Origin of the sequence: Bacillus sp. JAS24-2, assembly GCF_008274905.1 — a bacterium.
GTDB lineage: Bacteria > Bacillota > Bacilli > Bacillales > Bacillaceae_G > Bacillus_A > Bacillus_A cereus.
Map to the genome: position 1 here is coordinate 2,704,739 of NZ_CP031068.1, position 12,356 is coordinate 2,717,094.

Consider the following 12,356-nt stretch of genomic DNA (forward strand, 5'->3'; position numbering starts at 1 on the left):
TTTATCACAAGTAGCGTAACAATGTGTAAAACAAACCTATTCCTACATACAAAAAAGGCTCTTACACACCTTATGAAAATGTGCAAAAGCCCTTATATATCAAGACTTAAACCAAATATTATAAAAATCAATCCAACCTTGTGAATTAATCATTATATTTTGAACTTTTTCATGTGTACTTACCTCTTGTTTATTACGATATAAAGGAATAATATGAATTTGACGTAACAAAGTATCCTCGATATCGCGTAACAGTGTAACTCTTTTCTCTAATTCTTCTTGTCTAAAATAAGGAGACAACTTTTCATGAAAGTCCATGCTGCTTTGTCCATGAATAAAACTATTTTTTGTAAGAAACATATATAATAGACTATCTTCTATTCGTTCACTAATTGTAGCACTATCATGCATCATATCGGCCTTTTGTATCGTACTTACTTCCAATAGCTCTTCTATATCAAGAAAATTATTTTCTACACGAATCCCGTATTTCGCACACTCTTTTTGTATCCACTGTGCATCTTCAACATGATCTCGTCCTGTAAATGTGTAGAGTTGTAGCACTTCATTATGATAAGTACTCCTTTTAATTAAACTTTCTACATCTTCCTCAATCTCTACAATGCTTTCACCTGCTAATATTAGTTTTTTTGCCACTTCTCCACGTTCTCCGCCGAGTTCTTGAACGATTGTATAACCATGAATGATGTTATATAACGCTTTCCGAAATAACGCATCTTGCATTGGTCCTTCTTTCGTAAGATTACATGTTATATATGTCACGTTCGACTCAAGCCGAGACAATTCTTTATTATGTTTTTCTTTATCTTTATACTGCGCCTTTACTAAAACATCGTATGTACTTACACCTTGTTCTACATTCCACAACTCAATACGATCTAAAAAAGGTCTTTCACGAAAATATAAAGGATGTCCTTCTAAAATGAACAGATTTTCATTACTTTTATATAATTGAAAAGGCCCTGTTCCAATTAGCTCTCCTGCTTCATCTTCATTCACGATAGAACACTGTTCTGCACTTAGCATATGTAAAAACATTCGATTTTCCGTATGTAATTGAATTTCGAAAACGTAGTCATCCACTGAACGGATATTTTCAACGTGTTGTAACATCCATGCGTGTGCATTATTTTCCAGCTTCATAAATCGATTCAACGAGTATATAACATCATGTGCAGTAAGTTGTTTTCCATTATGAAAGTGAACTCCTTTTCGTAAGTAAAACGTCCATATTTTTTCAGCGTCATTATATTCCCAGTGAAATGCAAGTCTTGGCTCTATAATGTTTGTATTACCGTCTACATACACGAGTGTGTCGAATATATGTTTTACCATATGGCATTCTGAACGCATTGTAGCGTATACAGGATCTAATGTGATATCTAAATTCATTTGTACTTGCAACCGGAGTACATCTCTTCTCCCTTCAGATGTCATTTCAACCTTATGACCAAATATTGAATCCACCCAGGAATGATATTCTCCCTTTACTGATGGAAAATGTGAGCTATAGCGTTCCACAAATATACTTCCGCTTTTCACATCCCCTTTTTTCGTTATTTCTTTTCCTCTATCTAAAATTAAAGACATCGGGTGCTTTTGAAATATTAACTTAGACCGATTTCCTCTGCCGCGACCTGGAAACCACTTGATCCAATTTAACTCATCTAATTTTTTTATAATTAATTTACTATTGCGCTCTGTACAAAATAATGTACCAGATATATTTTGCACTGTTACTTCCAATCGTTCTCCCTCTTTTTTTCCTTTTCCATAAGCAATCCATAGTTCAATGTATTGATCTAAAATAAACATCATACTCCCCCTAAAAGGTGAAAAATCCTCCCTATAGTCTCTACCCTTTTTCCAACTCTCCTTTCATCTTATCATTTCAATATAGAAAGGAGGAATTAATATTGAATTATCTCTTACTTCGTTACAATAAACCTATTTTTATTAGATTGTGTGGTGAATTATTAACCCGAACGACTGAATCTATGTTAGCTCTCATTATGATTATTTACGTCAATAAAATGTTAAACGGCAATGTAATAATAACTATGCTAATTTTCGGATTACAGCCACTTTCAGACATTTTATTTACACCTATTGCTGGAGGAATTACTGATAAATATGGCCGAAAAAAGATTATGTTACTCGGATTATTACTACAAGGTGTTGCAATCGGCAGTTTCGTTTTCGCTCAATCTGTTTTTATATTTGCACTGTTATATGTCATTAATGGTATTGGCCGTTCCTTATACATTCCAGCTCAGCGTGCACAAATTGCTGATTTAACAAAACAAGAGCAGCAAGCAGAAATTTTTGCTCTCCTACAAACGATGGGAGCAATTGGATCCGTAGTCGGCCCTTTAATCGGTGCATGTTTTTATAATACTCACCCAGAATATTTATTTATCGTGCAAAGTGTAACCCTTACGATATATGCCGTTGTTGTTTGGACCCAGCTCCCAGAAACCGTTCCACCTATGAGTAAGTCGAAACAAACAGTTGAGGCAAGTTCACCAAAGCAATTTATTTTTAAACATTATGCCATATTCGGTCTTATGGTTTCTACACTTCCTATTAGCTTTTTTTATGCACAAACTGAGACGAATTATCGTATTTTTGCAGAACATGTATTTCCTAATCTCGTATTCATACTCGCATTTATTTCAACATGCAAAGCCATTTTGGAAATCATACTACAAATCTTCCTCGTAAAATGGTCTGAACGATTTTCTATGGCGAAAATCATCCTTATTTCTTACGCCTGCTATACAATAGCTGCAGTTGGCTTTAGTTATTCAACGACGATATTGTCGTTATTCTTCACCTTACTCTTTTTAGTCATTGGAGAAAGTATTGCTCTAAACCACTTGTTACGATTCGTTTCAGAAATTGCACCTCACAATAAACGTGGTTTATATTTTTCAATTTACGGTATACACTGGGATATATCTCGAACGTGCGGACCAGTTATTGGTGCAGTTTTATTAAGTAAGTTAAATGGAAGTATGCTGTTTTATATTTGTGCTAGTTTCTTATTAATTGGAGGTATTGTTCAAGCACTGTTTGTTCAAAATTTAGAACGTAAAAAAATCATGAACCAGCCTACACATAATTTATAGGTTACTACTTTTTCAGTAGATCAATATTTCTTGTTGGATGAATATTAAAAAACAAAAGTGAAGTATTTCGCGTATGAAAGTATGTTTTATATGGCAGGAGACGTTCCTTATTTACAACTAAAAACACCTCACTTAAGGAAAGTGAGGTGTTTTTGAAATCACTTAATTTCTTATCCTGCCATTTTATTAATACTATCCTCTGGTGAAAATACAGAAATATGATCTACCTTACCAGTCGATTTTGGAATGACAAATTTCAGCTCATACTGGTTATTTACTTTGTATACATATATTTTATCTTCACCATTCTCTTTAACTGAAGATGGTTTTCCTAATGCTTTTTCAATTTCTTGTAATGTAATCAATTTTAGTTCTGCATGATATGAGCGTACATCAAAAACTTGTGACCCTTTATTAAATCCGAAAACAATATTTTTATTTGTAAAAGTTGCGTACATTCCGTTCCCTGCATATTCGGTTTTATTTGCTTTCCCCCACGCTTTTTCAATTTCTTCAATATCCCCTGTATGGGCTCCAAATGGTACATTAGGTACTTTTCCTTCTTTTGCGAGTTCAAACAAATCTTTAACGTGGTTAATTGATTTTTGATTAAGTGTTCTATTTTTCGAATCTGGGTCAGGCGATGGTTTTGTTGTTTTTTCATTGCTTGGTTTTGCTTCAGGATTTTTCTGTTCTTCTGAAAAATTACTTTGTTCATTTTTATTATTTTCCGAGGTTGGATTTGTTTCCTTTTTTTCGTCTGTCCCTTTACATGCGACTAGCGCAAACATACATGTAAACACCAAAAATAACATAACTATTTTTAAATATATTTTCATCATTTTTACCCCCTATTGCATCTTATTCATTTCGTTAACCAACCCATTACATTACTTTTCAAATTATGTTTGTTCCAAAAAGTCAGTGCTTCACTCTCTCCAAAAGCTTGTACAAAATATATTACAAAAGCTGTTTCTAAAAAGTAACCAAGTCTGTTATATCCGAAGTAACTACCTCTTGATAAACGAAACCATTTTCATCTCCTTATTTAAACCTTCTCTTCTCAATGATAATATCCTCTATCTATAACTTAAAACATGCTCTCACAACAGCTCCTTGAAACAGAAAAAAACCAGTAGGAAGTGATTACTCTTTTCCTACTGATTGAAATAAAATTATACGGTAAATCTTAGCTTCTTAAAAAATGTAGCGATAGTATTTTTTACAGTTTCAAAATTATAAGCAAACGTGTTATCTCCACTTAATGATGAAATACATGTTAAACCTGCAGCTTTAATAAAAGCTTTTACATCTACAAGCATAGAATTAGCCTCCATGAATTTAATTACAATCATTATAACAGGTGTTTTACGATGCTAACATGAAAGTAATAAATAGATTTCTATTATTAATTTATCCCGCTATTTGCCGGGCAGTAAGATCCCCACCTCAAAATTCAGCGGAAACAAAGAAGTTAGGTGGGGGCTCTGCTGTCCGTAAAAGCCCGATTGGTGAGGGCTGATAATCAGTGGGGATGAACACCCCCCACTGATTAAAGTTTCACTTTATTTAGCTCACAGTACACCATTCCAATGTCATATAAAAAAGCTGCCCAAAAAGGGCAGCTTCAAATATGTATATTACACTTCGATTGATTTACCATCTTCAACAATATGATAAAGTAAATGCGCTAAATGATGAATTGGACCGTATTCTTCCTCTTCCTCATCTGTTTCACCTTGGAACTCAAGATCGTTTAAGTACAGTGCTAAAAATTGATAGTATAGTTTTAAATCAAATCCGTAGCACGCAGTTGGCTCTTCATGATCACCTTCGTATTGTAACATTAAGTATTGATCGTTTCCTTCTGCATCTTCTGCGTCAAAGAATACGAAGAATCCAACGTTTGTATCTAAATCAAATAGATGACGAGTGCCTTTTTCTGTTGCTTTGTTAAAGTCCTCTTCACTTAATTTATGTACTGTTGTCGCTTTAGCATTATCTTCTTGATGGAAATTTACTGTGAATGTTTTCAATGCTGACACCTCCTGATTGTATAATACTAGCATAACATATAAAAAGGACTGCTTACAAATGTAAACAGTCCTTACATTCATTTTCGCATTGCTCGTAATAAGAAGCTTACGATGAAAATTAAGATGATCGCACCGATTAAAGCTGGAATAATTGCATATCCGCCAATGACTGGACCAAAACTACCAAGTAATTTCGAACCAACCCAAGAACCGATAATACCAGCAATAATATTACCAATTACACCACCAGGTACGTCCTTTCCAGTAATTAAGCTCGCAAGCCATCCTAATATACCACCGACGATTAAAGACCAAATCATATAATAACCTCCTTTGCATTTCACCAATCAAAATATAATTAGAAACAATTGCTTACCATTAGTTATGTGACATTTTTCATAAGTTATTCATGTTGTTCAACTTTAAGATTTTTGAGAATAATACACACAGATTAAACCTTTTTTTGAACTAACGATTTATCCGACTTGTTATTACACACATTAAGGACAATCTGGCTTCAATATTGTTCGCATAAACTCTTCTTTAAAAGCTGCATAGTTAAAACCAACAGCAATTCTTTGAATCGGCCGATTATCAAACCTTGTTGGCTCAGCTATTTTTCTAAAGTCTGCTACACTTTGGCCCCTAGTCACATCATTTGTCGTACTAATCCACACTGCCGATTTTTTATATTCGAAAATACTTTCATTTATAAACGAGATAAACGGTAATAAATCGTGTATAGGACTCCCACCAATACCCGGATATTCTTTTTTATAAAAGTTCTCATAATAAAAATCAATCATTGGTTTAATGAGTTTCGCCTGTCCAGTTCCTTGTTTATCTATTATATTGGCCATTTCAGGTGTTATAAGCGCGCCCTGTGTTACATTTAACGGGTATATGCTAGCGTTTTTCGCATATTTCATAACAATATTTGCTGCAATTGGATCACCATAAAAATTCGCTTCAGATACTGGTGTAACATTACCTGGAAATAGGAAAGCGCCGCCCATTATATAATACGAACAAATACGATCCATTATATTTGGATACAATAAAAATAACGTAGCAAGCGTCGTTAGTCTCCCTGTCGCCACAATTATAATATCTTCTGGACAAGGTTCGATTAATTTGATTAATTCACAAAAATTTTCTCGTTTACAAATTCTCATCTCAGGTGGAATAATAGGACCTAAACCGTGATCCCCGTGGATTTCAGGGAAAAACAAAGGCTCTTCAGCTGTCATCGGTCTACTCGCACCTTCAATAATTTTCACTTGTGTAGCATAGTACCTTTCTAAAAAATAAACATTTTCCGTAACGATATCTCGTGATACATTCCCGTACTCAGCAACAATACCTAGAATATCTAATTTACATGTTTTATTTGCATAAATTAACGCTACGGCGTCATCAATACCAAAGTCTCCAAAAAAGATAATTTTCTTATTAACTATTCTCACCCCTCTTCAGCATAATCTACTATTATTATTATGTGAAAAAGACAAGGCGGTGAAACAGCGCAAACTAAAAAAGCCGCCTATTTATTGGCGACTTCAATCTTTTTATAAGACAAATATGCAAGTACATTTTTACTTGAATCGTATTTCGGGTTATTTCCTTTTCTCGGCTCTCTCATATGTGTCTTTTCAAATCCAGGAATGTCTGGCATTTCCCCCATAAATTCAAGCATTTCTTCCTCAGTACCTTCAATGCGTACACGAATCATTATAACTATTCCTCAATTCTCAGTTTCTCTGTACTAAGTATATCGTACTTCAGAAAGACTGCAACACATTTATCTTTTTAACGTTATACTTTTTTTACATATAAACATAGCCATTTCAGTATAGAACGATTCTACTTTATTATTTTTAAATTGAATATTAAAATATTCCTTCATTTCGTTTGGTGCTTTCATCATACATTCTGTTAATTTTTCACGCTTTTGTAAAGGGACATCCATCATATTACACCACCAGTCAAAATCAAACTTCTTATCAAAAGTAAGACATGACTGCATTTGCAAACCATTTTTTTCTAATAAAGTAAGCCATTCTGTCTTTTTTAGAGCTCGTTCATGACTTGGGTCACGCTTTTTTTCTATAAAATTATAAAATGTATCATATTCATTATTTTCTGGCGAAACATTATCTATTAAGATGAATAATCCATTATCCTCCAACGTACGATTTACTTCATAAATAAATTGAGCCGGACTCGTAAAATGATGGGCTGCAATCCGGCATGTAATTGTATCAAAAAAATGGTCTGCAAATGGTAAATTCTCTGCATTTCCTGCTACAAAAGATACATTTTCATGACCATTCTGCTTTATAAAAACTTTTGCTTTTTCTAACATCTGTTCTGTTAAATCAAGTGCAACTACTTCTTCAAACATAGGTGCTAACATATTTGCCACATGCCCGCCACCAGTAGCAACATCAAGAAGACGATTATTATGACGAGACTCAACTTGTTGAACTACATATTGTAAATCCAGTCCTTTAGCATGTATTTTACTATTTACATATTTATCTGCATTGCTGCCAAACTGTTTTTTCACAAGCTCTTCTTTACTCATATTATCATCTTCTTTCTATTGTTATTTACATATACGACTCATATAATTATTACAATTCTCTTAATGTATTTTCAAATCCTCTTTTCATCTCACTTCTTATCATATTTACCTTTCATTAAAATAATATAATTTTGCATTTTATTATTAAACAAAAAAAAGGCTATGGGAACTTCCCCCCTAACCTGAATAAATATTTACTACATTTTTATTTCTTCGTATATATCTATATAATATAAATCCTCTTTCAACTTCATAATAACATCTACTTCGTTATAAGTAGCCTCACGAGCATGTAAACCAAATTGATCCATACCAATCCATATCCACCCAGGTGTAAGATATAAAACATCTATATTAAAATAATCTAACTTAGTAAGCTCCGATGTAATAAATTTATCTTTATTAGCGATTTGTTTATCTATTAAACCGTATTCTTTCCCATTTTCAAATAGCGATATAAATTTCCCTACAATCGGATGTTCACGAACAATAAAATGATATTCTTTTTCCTCTATATTTACCACAATCAAACGAGAAACAGATAAATCAGGCCCTGAATTCGACATATTTGTTTATTCACCTCCTTATATAGGCTTCTTAAATATGATAACAAATGAATATTCAAATTAAGTTAATATAATGTGAAAAATAAAAAAGCTGATTTCCCTTTAGAAATCAGCCTTTATAATTTGATCAACTTTATTCTTTTACAAATTATTATAATGTTTCTTTTTCCTCATCATTTCCAGAAACTAAATTTCCTATAGCATCTGCTGTTACTTCCACTACAAATTCACAAATACCAGCTACAACTTCTCCAAGTATTTCATCCATCTTTTTACCCCCTTATTTTATGTAACCTATTTGCATTATAGAAGAAATTGGTAAATACAAACTATCGAAAAAGGTGACATAAACCTTACAGAATTGTAAGCTCTTTTATCCCTTTACTTATCCCCTTTGAAACTCCAAGTATTTTTAGCAGACATATAGGCCATCATAATATGAAGCAAGTAATAATCTAGTGTCAGGAGGCGTTTAATATGTATTACGTAAAATTAATTAAAGGTCAATCTTTCTACGCTTTTGATCATCGTTTCTTAGTGTCTGAAGAAGAAGAGGTTTCAGAGAAAATTTATAATTACTTGCGACGTAATGAATTTTTTGAAGTACGTAAAGAAGAATATTCTGCTTAATTACAAAAAGCATTAAGAAAAATATCATCTTATTGTGATATATTCTTAATGCTTTTATGTGAATTTCTTCTTTTCAATAATTATTGTTGACTCTATTAAATAATCCAGTATTTGTCCAAGCTAATTCTTCACTATTTTCATATTCTAGTATATGAGGAGGTGAAGAATATGACTCATATCATTGATTACCAAGCTACTCAGCCTATAAGTAAAACTGGTGAAACAACTTTTGCAATCCCAGCTTCTCCAAATAAAGCAATTTTAGCAAATTTGAAATTGAGAATTTCAAGTAGAGATTCACGTAATAATCGAGTAGAATTAATCGCTACAATTGGTGTAGAAGGTATAACTGAGACTTCACAAGTTTTATTCCGAATTTTCCGTGATAACATTGAAATTTTTAATGCACAAGTAGGTATTGAATCTACAGATTCTGAACAATTCTACGTACAAACATTTCAAGCTATAGATCAAAACGTTAGCAGTGGAACACACGAATATTCATTAACTGTTGAAAACCTTACTAGTGGTGCAAGTGCAGAAGTTGTTGGCCCACTATCTTTTAGCGCTTTAGCTATTGGACAAGAGCGTAAATGTTGCTAAGTGAATCTAATATTTAATTTTGTACTTGAGAAAAGCGAGGCGTAGTTATACGTTCTTGCTTTTTTATATGTATCCTTACTTTCTATTAGCTTTAATCATAAATTTTTTACGTTTTGATTCACTTATTTCATCAATTAACACATCAAATTTTTGACAAATCAAAAAGATTGAAATCCAATTATGAAACACGTAATATAGACTCTGACTCTAAAAAAGTTCGTATGAAAATAGTGCATAAATAAGGAGGTTTTATATACGAGTTTTTCATTTTTAAAAGACGGAGAGGTTTTATGTTATGTGGCGTAATAAAAACGTTTGGATTGTTCTAATTGGGGAGTTTATTGCAGGTCTAGGATTATGGCTTGGTATTCTTGGCAACCTTGAATTTATGCAAAAATATGTCCCTTCTGATTTCATGAAATCAGTTATATTATTTATCGGACTATTAGCCGGTGTTCTAGTTGGACCTATGGCTGGCCGTGTCATCGATCAGTATGAAAAGAAAAAAGTTCTTCTTTACGCTGGGTTTGGTCGAGTTTTAAGTGTTATTTTCATGTTTTTTGCTATTCAATTTGAAAGTATCGCATTTATGATCGCATTTATGGTTGCTCTTCAAATTTCAGCAGCATTTTATTTCCCTGCATTACAATCTGTAATTCCACTCATCGTACGTGAGCATGAGTTATTACAAATGAACGGTGTACATATGAATGTTGGTACAATTGCTCGTATTGCAGGCACTTCACTAGGTGGAATTCTTTTAGTTGTGATGAGTTTACAGTACATGTATGCCTTCTCAATGGCAGCATACGCCTTATTATTCCTCTCGACTTTCTTCCTACAATTCGAAGACAAGAAATCAACAACACCAAGTAAACAAGCTGCAAAAGATAATAGCTTTATGGAAGTATTTCGTATTTTAAAAGGAATTCCTATTGCTTTTACAGCACTTATATTAAGTATCATCCCTCTATTATTTATAGCTGGGTTTAATTTAATGGTTATTAACATTAGCGAAATGCAACATGATCCTACGATTAAAGGGTTCATATATACAATTGAAGGTGTCGCATTTATGTTAGGTGCCTTCGTAATTAAACGTCTATCTGATCATTTCAAACCTGAAAAATTACTATATTTCTTCGCAGTTTGTACTGCTTTTGCACATCTGTCATTGTTCTTTAGCGATATAAAATGGATGGCTCTTACATCATTTGGTTTGTTTGGGTTTAGTGTTGGCTGCTTCTTCCCTATTATGTCGACGATTTTCCAAACGAAAGTGGAAAAAAGTTATCACGGTCGCCTCTTCTCATTCCGTAATATGTTTGAGAGGGTTATGTTCCAAATCGTCTTACTTGGCACAGGCTTCTTCTTAGATACAATTGGGTTACAATATATGGTTCTCATCTTTGGAGTCGTTTCATTATTGATTATTTCTATTTCCCTTTCTAAGCAGAAACATTATGAAAAACAGCATTCGCAATCTGCAAATTTATAAAATAAACAAAGAAGTATGGGTCTAATATTGAATCCATACTTCTTTGTTTTATAATACGCCTATTTATTACGTTTATTGAAATTACCTAAAGGAGTATCCCCCTTTTATTTCGAATAGATTATAAAAAGTACTCTTTATAAAAGGAGTGGTAAAATGTCTGATGGCATCGAAGTATTTATTGTCCTGCTCTTTGCAATTGCTCTGTTTAGCATCCTAAACTTTTTAGCCATTTCCTTATCTGGACATAGTTTTAAAAAAAGAATCGTGGCAGGTTTCATATTTTTACTACTGACTCCCATTATCTTTTTGACTATCGCAACATTTGCTTCTATATTCGATAAAGCAGGATTTGGCGCAGGTACGTTAGCCTTTATGACCGCAAGCGTATATATATTAAATGGAATAGTGATTCTGCTTTCCTCTTTATTTATCCTCAAAAAAGACATAACATAGGCTATAGTACTAGCATGAATCTGACTTTACACTAGATTCATGCTTATTTAATTTCTCCTAAATTTTTATATGAAATTAAATAATTCTTTAAAAAAATTTAAACTTTATTTATTATAATATCCCTATCGTATTCGCACGTTTATTCAAATTTAAAAGAAAGGAGCACAAAATGAAAAAGGTTCTACTTACAATTCCTATACTAATCATCCTACTTAGTGGATGCAGCAATAACGATATATACGGTTCTTGGGAAGTCGTTGACAATAAAAAAGGTGAATGCCCTGTATATTATAAATTTGAAACAGTTGTCAAAAAAGAAAATAAAGAGGAAATTGTGCAAAATTTAGTAGAAATGCAAACAACAAAGAATAAAGACGATTTATATAAAGGCTCATTTGTCAAAAATTCTAATGTATATCACATTGATTATGGTAATTCATTTACATCGGACCAAACTTTAAAAGTTGCCGACGGTACATTAAATGTATACTTTTTGACAGCCGAAAAATTATGCACATATAAAAAGAAATGATTACATTTCAGAGGAGACGCAGAAAATATTTTCTGCGTTATTTCACTTTAGAAATCGTCCGCAAAAATAGTCCTTGTTTTCGTATTCTTTTTCATTCAAAACATGAGAAATATACTTAATAAAAGCTAGAAAATACCTTAAGTTATATAAAATGAATCATATAATACACATTTCAATTAATATATCTACGCTATTTACATCGTTACTTTTCAAAATAGGCTAATCCTCCCTCTAAATTTGTCAATCGTTTTAATTTTCATAAAAAAATGATAAAATGTAAACATGTGTTTTCAGAATAA

15 protein-coding genes and 1 pseudogene are annotated in these 12,356 nt (G+C 32.6%); 6 read left to right on the forward strand and 10 right to left on the reverse strand.

Annotated features, from left to right (window positions below):
• Window positions 1-99: 99 nt before the first annotated feature.
• Window positions 100-1,836: an ABC transporter substrate-binding protein gene (locus DN407_RS14045; RefSeq protein WP_000470207.1), complete on the reverse strand. Its 1,737-nt coding sequence runs from the start codon at window positions 1,834-1,836 to the stop codon at window positions 100-102.
• A gap of 101 nt (window positions 1,837-1,937) precedes the next feature.
• Here DN407_RS14045 and DN407_RS14050 point away from each other — a divergent pair, with 101 nt between their 5' ends.
• Window positions 1,938-3,152 (forward strand): MDR family MFS transporter, encoded by a 1,215-nt coding sequence (locus DN407_RS14050; protein WP_149216388.1) that lies wholly within the window; start codon window positions 1,938-1,940, stop codon window positions 3,150-3,152.
• Between the two features lie 170 nt (window positions 3,153-3,322).
• Here the strand turns inward: DN407_RS14050 and DN407_RS14055 are convergent, their stop codons facing one another.
• The 9 genes and pseudogenes from DN407_RS14055 to DN407_RS14095 all read right to left on the reverse strand — a co-directional run bounded on the left by DN407_RS14055 (window position 3,323) and on the right by DN407_RS14095 (window position 8,341).
• Window positions 3,323-3,994 (reverse strand): YjgB family protein, encoded by a 672-nt coding sequence (locus DN407_RS14055; protein WP_002098287.1) that lies wholly within the window; start codon window positions 3,992-3,994, stop codon window positions 3,323-3,325.
• Between the two features lie 23 nt (window positions 3,995-4,017).
• Window positions 4,018-4,188: pseudogene (locus DN407_RS14060) on the reverse strand (aminopeptidase); the annotation flags it as partial.
• 139 nt (window positions 4,189-4,327) lie between these two features.
• Complete coding sequence (locus DN407_RS14065) at window positions 4,328-4,474, reverse strand: hypothetical protein (RefSeq protein ID WP_000959548.1); 147 nt, start codon at window positions 4,472-4,474, stop codon at window positions 4,328-4,330.
• Between the two features lie 318 nt (window positions 4,475-4,792).
• A complete protein-coding gene (locus tag DN407_RS14070; protein WP_000847587.1) occupies window positions 4,793-5,188 on the reverse strand; it encodes a hypothetical protein in 396 nt (131 codons plus the stop codon).
• 77 nt (window positions 5,189-5,265) lie between these two features.
• Entirely contained in the window at window positions 5,266-5,508 is a 243-nt protein-coding gene (locus DN407_RS14075; protein WP_000638306.1) for a GlsB/YeaQ/YmgE family stress response membrane protein, read from the reverse strand.
• A 180-nt stretch (window positions 5,509-5,688) separates the two neighbouring features.
• A complete protein-coding gene (locus tag DN407_RS14080) occupies window positions 5,689-6,654 on the reverse strand; it encodes a nucleoside hydrolase (RefSeq protein WP_149216389.1) in 966 nt (321 codons plus the stop codon).
• 77 nt (window positions 6,655-6,731) lie between these two features.
• Window positions 6,732-6,920, reverse strand: a complete 189-nt coding sequence (locus DN407_RS14085) for a DUF3970 family protein (RefSeq protein WP_149216390.1) — start codon at window positions 6,918-6,920, stop codon at window positions 6,732-6,734.
• Between the two features lie 69 nt (window positions 6,921-6,989).
• Window positions 6,990-7,775 (reverse strand): class I SAM-dependent methyltransferase, encoded by a 786-nt coding sequence (locus tag DN407_RS14090; RefSeq protein ID WP_000031303.1) that lies wholly within the window; start codon window positions 7,773-7,775, stop codon window positions 6,990-6,992.
• Between the two features lie 197 nt (window positions 7,776-7,972).
• Entirely contained in the window at window positions 7,973-8,341 is a 369-nt protein-coding gene (locus DN407_RS14095; protein ID WP_000071478.1) for a hypothetical protein, read from the reverse strand.
• 477 nt (window positions 8,342-8,818) lie between these two features.
• Here DN407_RS14095 and DN407_RS14100 point away from each other — a divergent pair, with 477 nt between their 5' ends.
• From DN407_RS14100 to DN407_RS14120, 5 genes are all read left to right on the forward strand, one after another.
• Entirely contained in the window at window positions 8,819-8,971 is a 153-nt protein-coding gene (locus DN407_RS14100; protein ID WP_000291905.1) for a YqbF domain-containing protein, read from the forward strand.
• A gap of 168 nt (window positions 8,972-9,139) precedes the next feature.
• Window positions 9,140-9,574: an exosporium protein ExsC gene (exsC, locus tag DN407_RS14105; RefSeq protein ID WP_000148797.1), complete on the forward strand. Its 435-nt coding sequence runs from the start codon at window positions 9,140-9,142 to the stop codon at window positions 9,572-9,574.
• Window positions 9,575-9,869: 295 nt separating this feature from the next.
• On the forward strand, window positions 9,870-11,072 hold the full coding sequence (locus DN407_RS14110; RefSeq protein WP_000269261.1) for an MFS transporter: 1,203 nt from the start codon (window positions 9,870-9,872) through the stop codon (window positions 11,070-11,072).
• Window positions 11,073-11,225: 153 nt separating this feature from the next.
• Window positions 11,226-11,525 carry a hypothetical protein gene (locus DN407_RS14115; RefSeq protein ID WP_001279464.1) on the forward strand — a complete coding sequence of 100 codons (300 nt, stop codon included), beginning with the start codon at window positions 11,226-11,228 and terminating at the stop codon, window positions 11,523-11,525.
• Between the two features lie 169 nt (window positions 11,526-11,694).
• Entirely contained in the window at window positions 11,695-12,057 is a 363-nt protein-coding gene (locus DN407_RS14120) for a hypothetical protein (protein ID WP_000757017.1), read from the forward strand.
• Window positions 12,058-12,356 lie beyond the last annotated feature (299 nt).